The following is a 16,922-nucleotide window of genomic DNA, read 5'->3' as shown; positions in this document are numbered from 1 at the left end:
GGCCGGTGCGGACTCGCACCGGCCTCTCGGACGATCGCGGCGGGGGCTACCCCGCCATGGGCTCAGCCCGCGTGCTTCTGCACCAGGTCGGCCACCCGCGGCAGGGCCTCGACGACGTGCTTCTTGGCCGAGCCGCGCATGGACGAGTACACCTTCTGCAGCGCCGGACGGCTCGACGCCTCGGCGCGGGCGTCGGTCACGGCCAGCAGCGACTCGGCGACCTCGTCGGACTTGGCGGTCAGCAGGTCGGCGAAGGTGCCCGCGCCCGAGGTGGTGAATTCCGCCCAGTACGGCTGGAGCTGATCGAGCAGCTTCGGGGCCAGCGAGGCGAGGGCGTCGGGCACGATGGTCGGGCTGATCTTCTTGACCGCCGCGTAGCCACCCTTCACGGCCAGGCCGGACGCACCACCTTTGTCCGAGACCTCGGCGTCGAGAACCTCGACGGCGTCGGCAAGGAAAGCCGGACGCTTGGTGTCGTCGAGCAGGGATTCAGACAGTGCTGCAACCACTTTCAGGTTCCTCCGGATCGGTTCGTTGAACGAGCACGCGCAACTATACGCACCGGGTCTTGCAAATACTCGGCGACCGCTCGACCTGCGGGGTCACGACCTCGTACCGGACTCGTGAGGCATAGGGCAATATCGTGGTCGTGACTTTCGATCCGAAGCTGTGGCGGCCCGTCCCCGGGTTCGAGGACCTGACCGACATCACCTACCACCGGCATATCGAGCAGGGCACGGTGCGGGTGGCGTTCGACCGGCCCGAGGTGCGCAACGCGTTCCGCCCGCACACCGTCGACGAGCTCTATCGCGCGCTCGATCACGCGCGGATGTCCTCGGATGTGGGCGCGGTGCTGATCACCGGCAACGGACCGAGCCCCAAGGACGGCGGCTGGGCGTTCTGCTCCGGCGGTGACCAGCGCATTCGCGGCCGCAACGGCTACCAGTACGCCAGCGGCGAGACCGCCGACACCGTCGACAAGGCCCGCGCCGGCCGGCTGCACATCCTCGAGGTGCAGCGGCTGATCCGGTTCATGCCCAAGGTCGTCATCGCGCTGGTCAACGGCTGGGCCGCGGGCGGCGGGCACAGCCTGCACGTGGTCTGTGACCTGACCCTGGCCTCGCGCGAGCACGCGCGGTTCAAGCAGACCGACGCCGACGTGGGCTCCTTCGACGGCGGTTACGGCAGCGCGTATCTGGCCAAGATGGTCGGCCAGAAGTTCGCGCGCGAGATCTTCTTCCTCGGCAGGCCGTACACGGCCGAGGAGATGCACCAGATGGGCGCGGTGAACAAGGTCGTCGACCACGACGAGCTGGAGAACGTCGCCCTCGAGTGGACCGCCGACATCAACGGCAAGTCGCCGCAGGCCCAGCGGATGCTGAAGTACGCGTTCAACCTGCTCGACGACGGCCTGGTCGGCCAGCAGCTGTTCGCGGGTGAGGCCACCCGGATGGCGTACATGACCGACGAAGCGGTCGAGGGTCGCGACTCCTTCCTGGAGAAGCGCGAGCCGGACTGGACGCCCTATCCCTGGTACTTCTGAGGACGCGCCGTGGAGATTCTCAACAGCCGGATCATCGTGCGCCCCAGCGACTACGCGCGGACGCTGGAGTTCTACCGGGACGGGCTCGGCCTGGCGATCGCGCGGGAGTACCCGGGCGGCACGGTGTTCTACGCCGGGCAGTCGCTGATCGAGGTCGCCGCGCACGGCGGCAGCGGGCAGCCGGGCACCTTCGACGGTGCCCTCTGGCTGCAGGTGCGCGAGATCTCCGACGCGGCCGCGGAGTTGGCGCTGAAGGGCATCGCGATCGAGCGCGCGCCGGTGCTCGAGCCGTGGGGGCTGTGGGAGATGTGGGTGCGCGATCCCGACGGTGTCCCGATCGTGCTGGTCCAGGTTCCCGAGGACCATCCGATACGGCGGGATCAGCGCTGGTCACCGGAGTGAGCGGGCCGTCGGCGCGGTCGAGCCGAGTTGCCGAACCCTGTCCGGCCGCGCACGATAGCTGCGAGCAAGCGCCCGACCGCCGTCGTCCGGACCGCAGTGCGAGAACTGTCCGTCTACTGAATCGCAGTCGCTATGCCTGGCATTTCCGAGCCGTTTCCCGGCAAACCGACCCGTTGGCCGGGTCATGTCGGTCGCATGACACGATCGAACCCGTGAGGGCGCGCGGCGAGCTGTATCCGGAGGTGACAGGGTGAGCAAGACCCTGCGGACGCTGCAGATGCCGACCGGTTCCGGTGTCGGGGAAGTACTTCCCCATCTGCGGCAGGCGCTCGACGGCAACGGCCCCGCGTGGCTGCCGATCCCGACCACGGATCGACGCGAGGCGCGCAGGCTCTCCGACGCGCTCAAGCCCGGTGACCCGATCGACGACGACGTCGCCCTGGTCGTGACCACCTCCGGCACCACCGGCATCCCCAAGGGCGCGCTGCTCGGCGCGGAGGCCCTGCGGGCCAGTGGCACCGCCACCCACGACCGGCTCGGCGGGCCGGGCAGCTGGCTGCTGGCGCTGCCGACCCACCACATCGCGGGCATCCAGGTGCTGCTGCGCAGCATTCTGGCCGGTACCGAGCCGACCGTGCTCGACGTGTCGGGCGGATTCCTGCCCGAGGCGCTGGCCGGTGCGGTCGCGGCCATGCGCGGCCCCCGCCGCTACACCGCGCTGGTGCCGACCCAGCTGATCAAGTCGCTGGATTCGCCCATCGCGGCGAAGGCGCTGGCCGAACTCGACGGCGTGCTGGTCGGCGGCGCGGCGACCCCGCAGCCGGTGCTGGAACGCGCGCGCGAGGCGGGCATCACCGTCGTGCGGACCTACGGCATGAGTGAGACCTGCGGCGGCTGTGTCTACGAGGGCGTGCCTCTGGACGGCACCCAGGTGCGCATCGAGGACGGGCGGGTGCTGCTCGGCGGCGCGATGATCGCCCGCGGCTATCGCAACCTGCCCGATCATCCGGCCTTCGCCGAGCCCGGGTGGTTTCGCACCGAGGACGCGGGCACCTACGAGAACGGCGTGCTCTCGATCACCGGGCGCCTGGACGAGGCGATCATGACCGGCGGGCTGCTGGTGATCCCGCAGGTCGTCGAGGCCGTGCTGGCCACGCATCCCGGGATCAGCGAGTGTGTCGTGCTCGGCCTGCCCGACGAGCGGCTCGGGCAGCGGGTGGCGGTGGCGATCGTGCCGGTGCCCGGCGCGGAGCCGACACTCGAGGAGATCCGCGCGCACGTGGTCGCCGAACTCGACTCGATCGCCGCGCCGCGTGAGCTCGCGGTGCTGAGCGAGATTCCGCTGCGCGGACCGGGCAAACCCGACCGGGCAGCCCTGCGCGAACACCTGCTGGCGAACTCGCGACACTGATCTCGCGCGGGCTCGCATGGCCGGCGCCATCGTGACGCAAGGGCCGTGCAAGGCGGGCCGGGCACCGTAGGTCGCATGACTTACACACCCACTTCAGCGCTCGCCGTCGAGGCGGACGGTCTGGTCAAGGTGTTCGGCAAGCAGCGCGCCGTGGACGGGGTGAGCCTGGCGGTACCGCGCGGCTCGGTCTACGGGGTGCTCGGACCGAACGGCGCGGGCAAGACGACGACCATCAAGATGCTCGCGACGCTGCTGCGTCCCGACGGCGGCAGCGCCAGGATCTTCGGCAACGACGTGGTCGAGCGGCCCAACGCGGTGCGCTCGCTGCTCGGCGTCACCGGGCAGTACGCCTCGGTCGACGAGATGCTGACCGCCACCGAGAACCTGATCATCTTCGGCAGGCTGCTCGGCCTGAGCAGGCCCGACGCCCGACGCAAGGCCGTCGAACTGCTGGAGGAGTTCGATCTCACCGAGGCGGCGAACAAGCCGCTGAAGAACTTCTCCGGCGGCATGCGCAGGCGCCTCGATCTCGCGGCCAGCCTCATCTCGACCCCGCCCCTGCTGTTCCTCGACGAGCCGACCACCGGCCTCGACCCGCGCACGCGCGCCCAGATGTGGGACACCATCCGCAGGTTGGTGACCGAGGGCGCGACCGTGCTGCTCACCACCCAGTACCTCGACGAGGCCGACCAGCTGGCCGACCGGATCGCCGTGATCGACCACGGCCGGGTGATCGCCGACGGCACCGCCGACCAGCTCAAGGCCTCCATCGGCGGCTCCTCGGTGCACCTGACCCTGCTCGACCGCGACCAGCTCGACGAGGCCCGCCGCATCGTCGGCGACTTCCTCGGCGTCGCCGCCCAGATCAGCCCGGAGGCGGGCAGGCTCACCGCGGCGCTGCCCGATCCGAACCTCACCGCCGAGCTGCTGATCCGCCTGCGCGACTGGGAGATCGGCGTCGAGGAGATCACCGTCTCCAAGCCGACCCTCGACGAGGTCTTCCTCACCATCACCGGCCATCCGGCCGATTCCGACGACACCGAACGGAGCGCGGCATGACCGCAGTCCTCACCGCTCCCGCACCCACCGACGACATCGCCCTCGTCAGCGATCGGGTGGGCCTGCGCGAGACGATCTCCACCTCGTTCACCATGGCCTATCGCGGCCTGCTCAAGATCAAGCACAATCCCGAGCAGCTCTTCGACGTGACGGTGCAGCCGATCCTGTTCACGGCACTGTTCACCTACATCTTCGGCGGCGCGATCTCGGGCAGCGTCGCGGACTACCTGCCCGTGCTGATTCCCGGCATCCTCGTGCAGACGGTCGTACTCACCTCGGTGGTCACCGGCACCCAGCTGCGCGAGGACATGGACAAGGGCGTGTTCGACCGCTTCAAATCCCTGCCCATCGCCCGGGTTTCGGCGCTGTCCGGCGCGTTGCTCGCCGACATGGTGCGCTACGGCATCGCCTCCACGCTCACGATCATCGTCGGCCTGTGCCTCGGGTACCGGCCCGGTGGCGGATTCGCCGGGGTGATCGTGGCGTGCCTGGTCGTGGTGGTGTGCTCGTTCGCGATCAGCTGGGTCTGGGCACTGGTCGGCGTCACCGGCAAGAGCGCGGCCTCGGTCCAGGGCATCTCGATGATGGTGATGTTCCCGCTGACCTTCATGTCCGGCGCGTTCGCCCCGGTGAGCACCATGCCGGGCTGGATGCAGGCGATCAACCACGCCAACCCGGTGTACTACATGGTCAACACCTGCCGTGACCTGATGAACGCCAACATCTACAGCAGTGACCTGGTCTGGTCGCTGGTCGGTTCGCTGGTGGTGATCGCGGTGTTCGCGCCGCTCACCGTGCGGGCCTACATGCGCAGGGCCTGAATTCCGCCACACGGCAGCCGATCCGGCCGGATCGGCTGCCGTCGGCGTGTCAGCGCAGCCCGTTGATGAGCTCGACGATACGGGTGCTCGCATCGAGCCGTCGCGTGCGCGCGGCCGGCGGCGGCACCTCTGTCACATCCCGGTGCAGCGCGACGTGGCGGGCCAGCTCCATCGACGGATAGTCCTGTCTGGCGACCGAAGACACCGCGAGAGCGAGCAATTCGGCGCCTTCGGGACGCCCCGGATCGGTCGCCAGCAGATAGGAACCGACGGCGGCGCCGACCGCGCCGATCTGCGGCAGGTCGAGGTATTGCGAGAGCCGCCGCTCGGTGGTCTCCACGATCTGGCCGACCAGGTCCGCGGCCTCGGCCGCCCTGCCGTGCAGCACGTGGGCGCTGACCGCGGCGGCCGAGATCATCATCGCGCCCGGTCCGGGCACGAGCTCGAAATCCGGCCAGCCGAGCAGATCCAGCGCGCGGCGGTAATGCCGCAGCCCGGCGTCGATGTCGCCGTCGACGAGTTCCAGTTCGGCGACCGCGGTCGCGACGGTCGAGAGCCGGTGGTTGCGGCGGATGGTGGGATCGTCGACCTGGCGCAGGCCCGCGTCGTCGGAGCGGATCACGAATTCGAGTTCCGCTCTCGCCCGTTCGCGCTGACCACTGCCGACCAGGGCCGCGATCAGATAGCACCGGCTCTCCAGGATCTCGTCGTAGACGCGCAAGCGGTTCATCTCCGCCAGCGCTCTGCGGTAGTAGGTCACCGCCTCGGCGTAACGAGCCGACTGTCCGCACAGCTGCGCCAGGTGCTGGCACACCATCGAAATGCCCCAGACGTCATCGGTGCCGAGGTCGTCCAGGGCGCGCAGCGAGTCGCGGGTCGAGCCGAACACATTGCCCGCGTTCTCCCAGAAGTTGGCGCGCGCGATCAGGGCCGCGAGGCGAGCCGCCCGCGCGGGCGATCTGACACCTTCGGCGAAGAGCCTGCCGATGCGGAAGCCGTTGAGCCGGGCGGAGATCAGCTCGCCGAGCAGCCGCAGCCCGGGGTCGAGGCCGGGGTGCGCGAGCAGCCGCCGGGCCCGCAGCCGGGCCACCGCGACCGGACGCATGTCGCTGCCGTGGTGGAACATCAGGTGCAGGCAGGTCAGCATGTGCGCGACCATCTGCAGGTCGGCGGCTTCGCCCGAGGTCGGAGCGGGCGGCGCGATCGCCACGAGACGGACTGCCCAGCCGATGAATTCGAGGTGCGAGCCGCGCATCACCCACAGCGTCGCGGCCAGTGGGAACACGGTGTAGACCGTGTCGGCGTCGGCCCGCGCGGTGGCCGTGCGCAGGATCGCGACCAGATTGTCGAGCTCGGCGGTCACCGCGAGCACCATGGGCACCTGCTCGCCGGTGCGGTGGTCGCGGACGGCGGCCAGCGCGAGTTCCCGCGCCCAGCGGGCCATCCGGTCGCGCACCAGCGTCGTCTCGGCGTCACCGGACCCGGCGTCGGCGGCCGCGAGCTGTTCGGCGCCGAACTCGCGCACCGTCTCCAGCATGCGGTACCGGATTCCGGTGCCGTCCGGATCGTCGAGAACGGTCAGCAGCGACTGTCCGACGAGCCCGTCGATGGCAACCCCGACATCGGGTCCGGCCGCGACGATTTCCGCGGCCGACAGCGTGAATCCGGCCGGGAACATCGACAGTCTGCGCAGCACGACCTGCTGCTCGGGGTCGAGGAGATTCCAGCTCCAGGCGATCACCGCGTGCAGGGTGCGATGCCGCTGCGGTGCGGTGCGATCGCCGCTGCGGAGCAGGGCGAACCGGTGGTCGAGCCGGGCTTCGATCTCGGCAACGCTCATGGTGCGCACGCGCGCCGCGGCCAGCTCGATCGCCAACGGCAGCCCGTCCAGCGTGCGGCACAGGCGGGCCACGATCTCGGGGTCGAGCCGAACGTCCGGACGCACCGCGCGGGCTCGGGCCGAGAACAGGTCGGTCGCGGGCGAGCCGGCGGTGTCGATCGTCAACGGCGCCAGCGGGTAGACCGATTCGGCGGTGATCGCGAGCGGCGAGCGGCTGGTGGTGAGCACGGTGAGCTGCGCGCACGCGCCCACCAGATCGGCGACCACCTCGGCCGCGGCCTCGATCACGTGCTCACAGTTGTCGAGGATCAGCAGGCTGGGGCGGGCGGCCAGCGCTTCCCGCAACCGCCTGCGCGCGTCGAGCTGGATTCCGGGCCGGAACCCGCCGGGCTCGCGCATCACCTCACCGAGTCCGATGACATGCCCGATCGCCGCCTCGATGTCGACGCGCGCGTTCGTCCCGCCCGCCTCGGGCTGCACCGACGCGAGCTCGACCAGCACCACCGGCACTGTGCCCCTGAACTTTTCCCCGACCGCGTTGGCCACCCTCGTCTTGCCGGTACCGCCCGGTCCGAGCACGGTGGTCACCCGCGAGCGCCGGGTCAGCTCGACGATGGCAGTCAGATCGTCCGCCCGGCCGAGCAATTCGTTGGGCGCGGCGCGGAGGCCGAGCGCGTGGGCGGGACCGGGGCCGTCCACGTCGGGCGACGCGACGGGATTCGGCGCCGAGTGTGGGCCGTCCGATTCTCGCGCGCGCGGACCAGCCGGCGCGGACGGGTGTCGCGGGTCATCCGCGGGGCCGGCGCCTTCGGCAGCTAGCCGCCCGGACTCGGTCACCGGCCGCGAGCGGCCCACTTCGTCTCCGCCCGGCGAGGAAAAAGTGTCCGGCGAGGACGCGGTGCCAGGTGGCGCGGTGCCCGACGGCGACGCGGCGTCCGGCGACGCGATGCCCGGCGACTCGGTGCCCGGCGGTCTGCCACCAGATGGCGACACAGTGCCCGGCGACACACCACCAGGCGGCGACACAGTGCCCGGCGACACGCCACCAGGCGGCGACACGGTGCCGGGCGTCGCGGGGCCAGGCGGCGACACCGTGCCGGGCGTGGCGGGGCCAGGTCGGCGCGGGTAATCGGCCGTGGCCGTGACTGGAGCCGGCTCCGAGTCGAGGGGCTCGCCGGGGATCTGCACCTCGATGCCGTGCGGGCGGGCGATATCGGCGGCCGGGTGGTTGCCGGAGCGCGGGCGAGCCGTCGTCGGCCCGGGGACGGTGGCGTTCGCGGCGCCGGCAGTGCGCCGGGATCTCGGCGGGGTGATCGGGTCGCCGCGCAGGATCGTCGCGTTCAGGGCGATCAGGGTGGGGCCCGGCTCGGCGCCGAGTTCCTCGATGAGGCGCAGGCGGTAGGCGGCGAAGACCTCGAGTGCCTCGGTGGTGCGGTCGGCGAGGGCGAGGACGCGGATCAGGGTGGTGTGGGCGCCCTCGTCCAGCGGCTGGGCGGCCGCGTCCGCGCGGGCGAGCGAGATCGCGGCGGCCGGGTGGCCGTGGGCGACGTGGGTGGCCACCTCGACGCGGTTCAGGTCGCGGCGCAGTTGGCCGGCGGCGGCGCGCAGATCGTCGGCGGGGGCGGACTCGGGGAGGTCGGCGCCGGGTTCGCCGCGCCACAGCGCGCGGGCGGCGGTGATCGCGGCCAGGCTCGCGGCGGTGTCGCCCGCCGCCAGGTGTTCGTCGGCACGGCGGGCGAGGTCGGCGGCGGCGGTGAGATCGACCGAATCGGCGGGCAGTGTCAGCCGGTACCCGGCGGGACCGATCTCCAGGGCACCGTCGGGCAGCAGGGCACGCAGCCGGGAGACCTGCGTGTGCAGGGCGTTCATCGGCGCGCGCGGCGGCTGCTCGCCCCACACGTCGTCGACGAGGGCCTGGGCGCTGCGGGCACGACCCGGCCGCACGGCGAGCGCGGCGAGCAGGGACCTGGCGCGCGCACCCGGCAGGGCGACGAGGGTCTCGTCGCGGCGGATCGCGATCACGCCGAGCAGCCCGACGACGACGCGAGCGGCGGTCGCCGGTCCGGCGGGCGAGGACCCGTCGGGGCCCGAATGAGGTGCAGACATGCCGAATGACATCGTAGGCGAGGGCGGCGCCGGGACGCTGTGCCAGCACGCGCGCTCGCCCGTCGTCGCGACACCACCGCCGTCGCCACGAACTTGTCACCCCGGCGGCCTAGGCTGTCGCGCATGGGCGACTTCGAGGTGACCCGGCGCACGACCATTGCCGCCGAACCCGCACGCATCCACGGTTTCATCGACAACTTCCGCCAGTGGCGTCTGTGGTCGCCATGGGAGGACGCCGACCCGCAGCTCGCGCGTACCTACACCGGGCCCGAATCCGGTGTCGGCGCCCGCTACACCTGGCGCGGCAACCGCAAGGCGGGCGCGGGCGCGATGGAGATCAAGGCCGACGCCGAGCGCGAGATCGGCATCGAACTGGCCTTCGAGAAGCCCTTCAAGGCCACCAACTTCGTCACCTTCACCCTCGTCCCGAGCGGTGCGGGCACCGAGGTGACCTGGCGGATGACCGGCACCCACTCGGGCCTGATGGGCGTGCTCGGCAAGGTCTTCCCGATCGACAACATGATCGGCAAGGACTTCGACAAGGGCCTGGCCCGGCTCAAGACCATCGCCGAGGCGACCGGTTCCTGACGCCGAGGCTAGGCTTCGATCCATGGCTACAGCAGCGGAATGGATCGAAGGCGCCCGGCCGCGGACGCTGCCCAACGCGATCGCGCCGGTCATCGCCGGCACCGGCGCGGCCGCGTCCATCGACGGGGCCGTCTGGTGGAAAGCGGCGCTGGCGCTGCTGGTTTCGCTGGCACTGATCGTCGGCGTGAACTACGCCAACGACTACTCCGACGGCATCCGCGGGACCGACGACGTGCGCGTCGGCCCGCTGCGCCTGGTCGGGTCGAAGCTGGCCTCCCCCACCGCCGTCCGCACCGCCGCTGTGCTCAGTCTGGCGGTCGGTGCCGTCGCCGGGCTGGTGCTCGCCGTGACCACGGCCTGGTGGCTGGTCCTGATCGGCGCCCTGTGCCTGGCGGGCGCGTGGTTCTACACCGGCGGCAGCAAGCCCTACGGCTACAGCGGTTTCGGTGAGATCGCGGTCTTCCTGTTCTTCGGGCTCGTCGCCGTGCTCGGAACCCAGTACGTGCAGGCGCTGCGCGTCGACTGGGTCGGGCTGCTGATGGCGATCGCCGTCGGTTCGTTCTCCAGCGCGGTGCTGGTCGCCAACAATCTGCGCGACATCCCGACCGATACCGAGGCCGGAAAGGTCACGCTCGCGGTGAAACTCGGCGACGCGCGCACCCGCACCCTGCACCTGGTGCTGCTCGCGGTGCCGTTCGTGGTCAGCCTCGCGCTGGTCGCCCGCACGCCGTTGGCGCTGGCCGGACTGCTCGCGTTACCGCTCGCGATCCGGGCCAACGCCCCCGTGCGCACGGGCAAGGGCGGGCTGGATCTGATTCCCGCCCTGCGTGATTGCGGCCTGGCGATGCTGGCGTGGTCGGTGCTCAGCGCGCTGGCCGTCGGCTTCGGCTAGTCGTCGCCGTCCGGGACGATGATGCCGAGGACCCAGTTGACCAGCGAGATGATCACGCCACCCCACAGGGCCGCCCAGAACCCGTCGACGCGCAGGCCGTAGTCGGACAGTTCGGTGATCTTCGCGGTCAGCCAGAGCATGCCCGCGTTCACGATCAGCAGGAACAGGCCGAGCGTGAGGATCACGAACGGTAGGGACAGGAGCTTCACGATCGGCTTGATGACGGCGTTCACCACGGTGAACACCGCCGCGACGATCAGGATGACCAGGGCCTTGCCCCAGTTTCCCGAGTCCGCCGGGGTCAGGATGTCGATCTTGTCGATCCACGCGACCGCTGCCCAGATGGCAATGGCGTTGATGACCAATCGAATGGCTAGCTGCATACAGCCATGCTAGGCCGGAAATCGGACATCACACCGGGTCTGACACACACCGGCGGCAAGAATTCACGCCGCGCGGTCGAGCATCCCGGCGATGTCGGCGCGCAGCGCGGTGAGCGCGGCCCGCCCGCCGAGCAGTTCGGCCGTGGTGGCTTCGTCGGCCCGCAGCACGCCGAGCAGTAGGTGGGCCGAGCAGATCTCGCGGTCCTTGCGATGCACCGCTTCGCGCAGCGCGAGCTCGAGCGACTTCTTGGCGCTGGTCGTGAACGGGATGTGCCCCCAGTTGCCGCCGAGCAGTCGTTCGAGGACACCGCGCCTGGGTTCGGGTTCCGCGTCGTCCCAGGCGTTCGCGCCGAAGTTCTCGGCGACACTGGCCTGCACGGCGTCGAGATCGATGCCGATCGAACGCAAGGCCGCGGCGTCATCGATCCCGAGTGGGCCTGCCTGCGCGCGTTCGGCGACGCCGGTGCGCAGCTGCGCGGCGGTGATGCCGCGCCCGGCGAGCACGGCGGCCAGGCCGGGGTCGGCGTTGCCGACGAGACTGATCAGCAAGTGCTCCGGCCCGATCCGCTCGGCGCCGAGTTCCCTCGCCTCTTCCTGCGCCAGCACCACGGCCGTGCGGGCATGCTGCCCGAACCTCTCGAACATCAGCGGGTCCCACCTTTCCGATTGTGTTTCTGATGGACCGCCTGCTTGCTCACCTCGAGCGCCTCCGCGATCGCCTGCCAGGACCAACCGTTGGCCCTGGCATTGGCGACCTGGATGGCTTCGAGCCGGTCGGCCAGCCTGCGCAGCGCGAGAACGGCCCGCAGGCCGACCGCCGGATCGGGATTGCCCGCCGCCGAGGCGAGCGTTGTTGCATCGGTCATGACGTCAATTTTGATTGACGAACCGATGTATGTCAAGAAAAATTGACGAATCAGCTCAGGTGGTAGACCAGCTTGGCGAACTGACCGAACCGGACCACGTCCACCAGCCGCATGCGGTCCGCGAGAATCCGGCGCGGGAACACGGGCGCGCCACCACCGAGAGCCACCGGAGCCACGCCGAGAATCACCTCGTCGAGCAGGCCGGCATCGGCGAACTGCCCGGCGAGCTCGCCACCACCGACGATCCACACACCGCGATCCCCCGCGGCCGCGAGCATCTGCTTGTGCACCGACTCGACCTCACCCGCCACGAAACGCAGGTTGGCGCCGGGGATCTCGGGCAGCTGGCGGTGCGTGAACACCCACGCCGGGCGGTCACCGTAGTGGTCGTGCCAGACCTCCGGCGGGTGGTTCGCCACCATCCACTCGTAGGTCGTCGCGCCCATACAGATGGCGCCGATATCGCGCAGGAACTCGTCGACATCGCCGGTCGCGCCGTCGGCATCGGGGACGGCCATCAGCCAGTCCAGCGAATTGTCGGGGTCGGCGATGTAGCCGTCGAGGCTGGTGGCGGTGTAGTAGGTAGTGGTCATGGAACGATCCTGACAACTGAACCTGACATCCTGTGTCAGGTTCAGTCGGCCGGAATCAGCCGTTCCAACGCCCCGTCGCCGCGAATTCGGTGAGGACGGCGGTGGGGCCGGTGAGGTCCAGCTGCTGGCTCTCGACCCAGGCATCGTCGAAATAGGTGCCCGCGTAGCGATCTCCACCGTCACACAGCAGGGTGACGATGCTTCCGCTGCGGCCATCCCGCAGCAGTTCCGAGACCAGGTGGAACGCGCCCCACAGGTTCGTGCCGGTCGACCCGCCGACGCGCCGGCCGAGCACCGCGCTGGCGTGGCGCGCGGTCGCGACCGAGGCCGCGTCCGGGACGACGATCATCCGGTCGACCACCTGGCCGACGAACGACGGCTCGACCCGAGGTCGGCCGATGCCCTCGATCCGCGACGGCATGCCGGTCTCGTAGCCCGCGTCACCGGTCTCGTAGCCGCCGAAGAACGCCGAGTGCTCGGGGTCGACCACCGCCAGCCTGGTCGCGTGCCTGCGATACCGGATGTAGCGGCCGATGGTGGCGCTGGTGCCGCCGGTCCCCGCGCCGACCACGATCCACTCCGGCACGGGATGGGTCTCCAGCGCCAGCTGCTGGAAGATCGACTCGGCGATGTTGTTGTTGCCACGCCAGTCGGTGGCCCGCTCGGCGTGGGTGAACTGGTCCATGAAGTGCCCGCCGGTCTCGGCGGCCAGGCGCTTGGCCTCGGTGTACATCTCCGGCGCGCGCTCGACGAAATGGCAACGGCCGCCCTGCGCTTCGATCAGCGCCACCTTCTGCGGCGAGGTGCTCGCCGGCATCACCGCGACGAAATCCAGGCCGAGCAGTTTGGCGAAGTACGCCTCGCTCACCGCCGTCGACCCCGACGACGCCTCCACCACCGTCGTGCCCTCGGTGACCCAGCCGTTGCAGATCGCGTACAGGAACAGCGAACGCGCCAGCCGGTGCTTGAGGCTGCCGGTGATGTGGGTCGACTCGTCCTTCAGGTACAGCTGCACCGGCCAGTCGGCGGGCAGGGGGTAGCGCAGCAGGTGGGTGTCGGCGGAGCGCTGGGAGTCGGCGTCGATCAGCCGCACGGCGTTGTCGACCCAGTCCCGCGGCGCGCTGCGGTCGAGGTACTTCACGCCTCGTCGTCACCCCGCAGCCGGGCCCGCAGCTGCGCCTTGTCCTGCCGGCGGCGCGCGTCGACGATCGCGATGTCCTCGTTGACGCGCGTGCGCAACTTCTTGAACAGGGTCAGTGAAAGCGGCATCGCGACCAGCAACGCGAACAGCGCCGCTACGATGATCGGCACCTCGATACCGATGAGATACGCCACGCCCATGATCGCCGCGGCGATCAGCACGACGAGCCCGAGCCGGGCCAGCGTGTAGAGGGCCAGATTGCGGACCAGCCGCTTCCCCGCGCCAGAACCTTGCTGACCAGTTGCTTCACTCACCAGAACAGCCTAACCCCAGCACAGCTGGACTGATGAGGCCCTGTTCGCGGCTTTTGTCTATTACTTCCCCTTTACCAACAGTAGGTGGTTCGACTAGGTGGGGGTCGCAGTGCGACGATGACGCCATCTGATGAGGGAACTGTCGAGAACGGAGAGGTTAGCTATGACTGCGATCACCGTCGGCGGCCAGGACACTCTGCTGACACCAGGCCAAGTGGCCGCAATGTTCCATGTAGACCCGAAGACCGTCACTCGGTGGGCCCATGCGGGCAGGCTCGGTTCGCTGCGCACGCCGGGCGGACATCGCCGATTCCGCGAGTCCGAGGTTCTGCAGTTGCTCAAATCGCTCACCACCGAGGCAGCGCCCCGCTGACTCCCTCCGGCCGACGCGAGTCCGCATGGGCTCGCGTTCGCCGGAAATTTCCCTTCCGTTGCTCATGTGCACACGGCGCGGACACGGCTACCCTCGATAGCAGGAGGTGAGCGACGTGACGTACCTGTTGGCACTCATCGCGATCGTGGCCGTAGCGGTGCTGTGCTGGAAGGCGTTCGGCCCCGAGAAGCCCCGTCCCCCATCGGGCGGAGGGCGCAGGCCCATCCTCGGCCCCGACGACGACCCGGAATTCCTCTGGCGACTCGGCAAGCAGCACCGCGACGACTCCGGCGACCATTGAGGCGTGAGCTCTCGCACATACCCCCGATGCACCCTGAAAAACCTGAATAGATAACGTATTCCGGTGATCGATGTGCAGCAGGGTTCCATTCCGACCACTTGGCGCGCGGCCGACGGCAGCGCCGTGACGTTCACCGAGGCCAGGTCGGCGTGGACTCGCGCGGCACACGAGGTGCTCGCCGACACCGCCACCCGGTTCAACAACTTCATCGTCAACACCGAGCTGGCCGAGCTGGTCCAGGAGGAATCCGGGATCCGCACGCAGGTGAAGTGGCAGCATTGGCTGCCCGTGGTGCTCGACCGGGTCGCCGAGCACTGTCACAAGAACAACGAGCCGCCGCTGAGCGCGCTGTGCGTGCGCAAGAACCAGACCGTCGGCACCGGCTACCGCTACATCCTCGAACTCGCCGGCCTGCCCATCCCCGACGACCTCGAGATGCACGCCGCCGCCGCCCGCTGGCAGTGCTACCAGCACTACGCCACCGACCTCCCCGCCGACGGCGGCCTGCCCACCCTCACCCCCAAGGTCGCGGCCCTGCGCCAGCAGACCACCCAGGCGCTGGCCACCGCCGAAGCCGCGGAAGCCGCCACCAAGCCCAAGCGCTCCTCGGCATCTTCGGCCCGCGTCACCGTCCCCAAGCCGGAACCGGTCCGCAAGCCGGTGTGCCTCAACTGCCACGTGGAACTCCCGGCCAACAAGATCTGCTACTACTGCTGATCCCGGAGGCATTTCGAGCCGACCCGAAGACCCCGGATCCGTCGCGGTTCCGGGGTCTTCCGCGTTCTCAGGACGCGTTGGCCGTGCAGACGACCTCGCTGATCTCCGTGTCCGACTTGTCGGCGGAACCGACGTTGGCCAGGAAGGCCGGCGGGTGGTACCTGGCGAGGCTGGTGTGCGCGGCGAACAGCGCGGCGGAACTGTTGAAGCCCGCGCCGGTGGCCACGGCGCCATCGGTGTAGACGAGCGCCCCGCAGCCGTCGGACCAGTCGACCAGCACGACGCAGTCGGACGCACCGTCCAGCTCACACCAGAACAGCGCCTCCTCGATCGCGTACTCGCGGCTGGTCCAGTCGACACCGGTGCCGTACGACCACTGTTGGCTGCTGAAGGCGATGGCCCCGTAGAGCTTCCCCTCCGCGTTCGCCGCACCGGCCCCGATGACCGACCCGGCCGCAAGACCCACCGCCGCCATCGCGACGACAGCCTTACCCATGAACTTCATCAAGCGCTTTCCCTCGAACACACGTGGACACGAACCGCCGAATCATCCCCGACCCCTGTCCGATTCGCCCATAGTTCACCAGAGGATCACAACGCCGCCCCAACGGCTATCACCAGGGCTGATGACCTGGCGTGACGCCGAGAACGTTGCCGACACAGCGCCAGAACAACGGAACGGCCTCGTGTACCGGAGCCACCAGACGATCAGGATGAACGTCCGACAGGCAGTCGATCACCACGGTCCCGTCGGCCACCGGCACCAACGACGACGGCGCACGCACGACGACCTCCTCGATCGCACCGATCACCACCGGCCTAGCTGCGACCAGCACATCGTGCATGGAAACCGATCCGACAAGCAGATGATCGCAGCCCGAGCGCAGCACGCTGTCGACGACGTCGGTCACATGCCGGAATTCGGGGTACCGGTCCGACATCCGACGGCAGGTCGCGGCAACCTCATCCCACGGCAACACGTGGAAGTCGGACCTCCACGCCCGCGGGGCCGGGATCGCGGCCGCCGGCACTACGAAGCGGCGCTCTTCGGCGGTCGAGAGCGACCACCGCAGATCCACCACCGTCCGGCCGACGAGCTGTTCGACGATGACGACTTCGACCGGGCACGGAGCCGGATACACGGAGCCAGGATGGAAACCACGGCTTTCCGGCCCGCAGAACACCGGAACCTTGTCGACGATGGAATGCACGACCCCCGTGGCATCGCTGAACTGAACCTCGATGACACCCCCTGCGGTGCTGTCACCCGATACCCACCGCACGGCAGTCCCGCACATCACGATCACACCGGAAGTCTCCTACGAGCAATCGAATACCGCTCGGTCCGCGCAACGACCACGTCAATCCTGCGGGCGGCCGCAGCGGCGATCTCGGCGAAGCAGAACGCGCAGTGGTCATGGTCCCAATCGCGTGACGTACTGGTCCATCGGCTCCAGCGCAGCGTTCGCTCTGCCAGCCAGCCCTGCTGGTCCATCAGGCGCCAGTCGTCCACGGCTCGATTCTTCCTCGAACCAAGCGGGGTGTCGCGGCCTTTCCTCGCGGACATATCCG

21 protein-coding genes are annotated in these 16,922 nt (G+C 69.6%); 10 read left to right on the top strand and 11 right to left on the bottom strand.

The window, feature by feature from the left end; genetic code table 11:
• Positions 1–62 precede the first annotated feature (62 nt).
• Entirely contained in the window at positions 63–509 is a 447-nt protein-coding gene (locus QH270_RS30055) for a DUF6918 family protein (protein ID WP_280347648.1), read from the bottom strand.
• Positions 510–649: 140 nt separating this feature from the next.
• Between QH270_RS30055 and QH270_RS30050 the strand changes: the two genes are divergently transcribed.
• The 5 genes from QH270_RS30050 (at position 650) to QH270_RS30030 (ending at position 5,236) form a co-directional block, all read left to right on the top strand.
• The gene (locus QH270_RS30050; protein ID WP_280347647.1) at positions 650–1,543 is read left to right on the top strand and encodes a 1,4-dihydroxy-2-naphthoyl-CoA synthase; all 894 of its coding nucleotides are present in this window, start codon (positions 650–652) and stop codon (positions 1,541–1,543) included.
• A 9-nt stretch (positions 1,544–1,552) separates the two neighbouring features.
• A complete protein-coding gene (locus QH270_RS30045) occupies positions 1,553–1,945 on the top strand; it encodes a VOC family protein (protein WP_280347646.1) in 393 nt (130 codons plus the stop codon).
• 277 nt (positions 1,946–2,222) lie between these two features.
• Positions 2,223–3,356 (top strand): o-succinylbenzoate--CoA ligase, encoded by a 1,134-nt coding sequence (menE, locus tag QH270_RS30040; RefSeq protein ID WP_280347652.1) that lies wholly within the window; start codon positions 2,223–2,225, stop codon positions 3,354–3,356.
• A gap of 75 nt (positions 3,357–3,431) precedes the next feature.
• Entirely contained in the window at positions 3,432–4,415 is a 984-nt protein-coding gene (locus tag QH270_RS30035; protein WP_280347645.1) for an ATP-binding cassette domain-containing protein, read from the top strand.
• Positions 4,412–5,236: an ABC transporter permease gene (locus QH270_RS30030; protein ID WP_280347644.1), complete on the top strand. Its 825-nt coding sequence runs from the start codon at positions 4,412–4,414 to the stop codon at positions 5,234–5,236. Before QH270_RS30035 ends, QH270_RS30030 begins: the two co-directional genes overlap by 4 nt.
• Before the next feature lie 49 nt (positions 5,237–5,285).
• On the opposite strand, the gene QH270_RS30025 is transcribed toward QH270_RS30030, so the two are convergent.
• The gene (locus QH270_RS30025; protein ID WP_280347642.1) at positions 5,286–9,182 is read right to left on the bottom strand and encodes a BTAD domain-containing putative transcriptional regulator; all 3,897 of its coding nucleotides are present in this window, start codon (positions 9,180–9,182) and stop codon (positions 5,286–5,288) included.
• 123 nt (positions 9,183–9,305) lie between these two features.
• On the opposite strand from QH270_RS30025, the gene QH270_RS30020 reads away from it, so the two are divergent.
• The gene (locus QH270_RS30020; protein WP_280347641.1) at positions 9,306–9,770 is read left to right on the top strand and encodes an SRPBCC family protein; all 465 of its coding nucleotides are present in this window, start codon (positions 9,306–9,308) and stop codon (positions 9,768–9,770) included.
• Between the two features lie 22 nt (positions 9,771–9,792).
• On the top strand, positions 9,793–10,662 hold the full coding sequence (locus QH270_RS30015; RefSeq protein WP_280347639.1) for a 1,4-dihydroxy-2-naphthoate polyprenyltransferase: 870 nt from the start codon (positions 9,793–9,795) through the stop codon (positions 10,660–10,662).
• Here the strand turns inward: QH270_RS30015 and QH270_RS30010 are convergent.
• The 6 genes from QH270_RS30010 to QH270_RS29985 form a co-directional block, all read right to left on the bottom strand.
• Positions 10,659–11,045 carry a phage holin family protein gene (locus tag QH270_RS30010; RefSeq protein WP_280347637.1) on the bottom strand — a complete coding sequence of 129 codons (387 nt, stop codon included), beginning with the start codon at positions 11,043–11,045 and terminating at the stop codon, positions 10,659–10,661. The two genes, QH270_RS30015 and QH270_RS30010, sit on opposite strands and share 4 nt — an antisense overlap.
• 63 nt (positions 11,046–11,108) lie before the next feature.
• Entirely contained in the window at positions 11,109–11,690 is a 582-nt protein-coding gene (locus QH270_RS30005) for a Clp protease N-terminal domain-containing protein (RefSeq protein ID WP_280347635.1), read from the bottom strand.
• Positions 11,690–11,911, bottom strand: coding sequence for a helix-turn-helix domain-containing protein (locus QH270_RS30000; RefSeq protein ID WP_110039216.1), 222 nt, complete (start codon positions 11,909–11,911; stop codon positions 11,690–11,692). The genes QH270_RS30005 and QH270_RS30000 overlap by 1 nt, the downstream gene beginning before the upstream one ends.
• Before the next feature lie 50 nt (positions 11,912–11,961).
• The gene (locus QH270_RS29995) at positions 11,962–12,504 is read right to left on the bottom strand and encodes a dihydrofolate reductase family protein (protein WP_280347633.1); all 543 of its coding nucleotides are present in this window, start codon (positions 12,502–12,504) and stop codon (positions 11,962–11,964) included.
• Between the two features lie 55 nt (positions 12,505–12,559).
• The gene (locus tag QH270_RS29990; RefSeq protein WP_233000931.1) at positions 12,560–13,645 is read right to left on the bottom strand and encodes a PLP-dependent cysteine synthase family protein; all 1,086 of its coding nucleotides are present in this window, start codon (positions 13,643–13,645) and stop codon (positions 12,560–12,562) included.
• The gene (locus tag QH270_RS29985; protein WP_280347632.1) at positions 13,642–13,959 is read right to left on the bottom strand and encodes a DUF4229 domain-containing protein; all 318 of its coding nucleotides are present in this window, start codon (positions 13,957–13,959) and stop codon (positions 13,642–13,644) included. Before QH270_RS29985 ends, QH270_RS29990 begins: the two co-directional genes overlap by 4 nt.
• 163 nt (positions 13,960–14,122) lie before the next feature.
• Here QH270_RS29985 and QH270_RS29980 point away from each other — a divergent pair, with 163 nt between their 5' ends.
• The 3 genes from QH270_RS29980 (at position 14,123) to QH270_RS29970 (ending at position 15,350) form a co-directional block, all read left to right on the top strand.
• Complete coding sequence (locus QH270_RS29980) at positions 14,123–14,332, top strand: BldC family transcriptional regulator (RefSeq protein ID WP_019049435.1); 210 nt, start codon at positions 14,123–14,125, stop codon at positions 14,330–14,332.
• Positions 14,333–14,447: 115 nt separating this feature from the next.
• Positions 14,448–14,633, top strand: coding sequence for a hypothetical protein (locus QH270_RS29975; protein ID WP_280347630.1), 186 nt, complete (start codon positions 14,448–14,450; stop codon positions 14,631–14,633).
• 63 nt (positions 14,634–14,696) lie between these two features.
• A complete protein-coding gene (locus QH270_RS29970; RefSeq protein ID WP_280347628.1) occupies positions 14,697–15,350 on the top strand; it encodes a hypothetical protein in 654 nt (217 codons plus the stop codon).
• A 67-nt stretch (positions 15,351–15,417) separates the two neighbouring features.
• On the opposite strand, the gene QH270_RS29965 is transcribed toward QH270_RS29970, so the two are convergent.
• The 3 genes from QH270_RS29965 to QH270_RS29955 all read right to left on the bottom strand — a co-directional run bounded on the left by QH270_RS29965 (position 15,418) and on the right by QH270_RS29955 (position 16,863).
• Entirely contained in the window at positions 15,418–15,855 is a 438-nt protein-coding gene (locus QH270_RS29965; RefSeq protein ID WP_280347626.1) for a DUF4189 domain-containing protein, read from the bottom strand.
• A 109-nt stretch (positions 15,856–15,964) separates the two neighbouring features.
• On the bottom strand, positions 15,965–16,657 hold the full coding sequence (locus QH270_RS29960; RefSeq protein WP_280347625.1) for a hypothetical protein: 693 nt from the start codon (positions 16,655–16,657) through the stop codon (positions 15,965–15,967).
• Positions 16,654–16,863 (bottom strand): hypothetical protein, encoded by a 210-nt coding sequence (locus QH270_RS29955; RefSeq protein WP_280347623.1) that lies wholly within the window; start codon positions 16,861–16,863, stop codon positions 16,654–16,656. The genes QH270_RS29960 and QH270_RS29955 overlap by 4 nt, the downstream gene beginning before the upstream one ends.
• Between the last annotated feature and the right edge of the window lie 59 nt (positions 16,864–16,922).

This window comes from Nocardia neocaledoniensis (assembly GCF_029868625.1).
Classification (GTDB): Bacteria; Actinomycetota; Actinomycetes; order Mycobacteriales; family Mycobacteriaceae; genus Nocardia; species Nocardia neocaledoniensis_A.
This window is presented reverse-complemented; position numbering and strand designations above follow the sequence as displayed.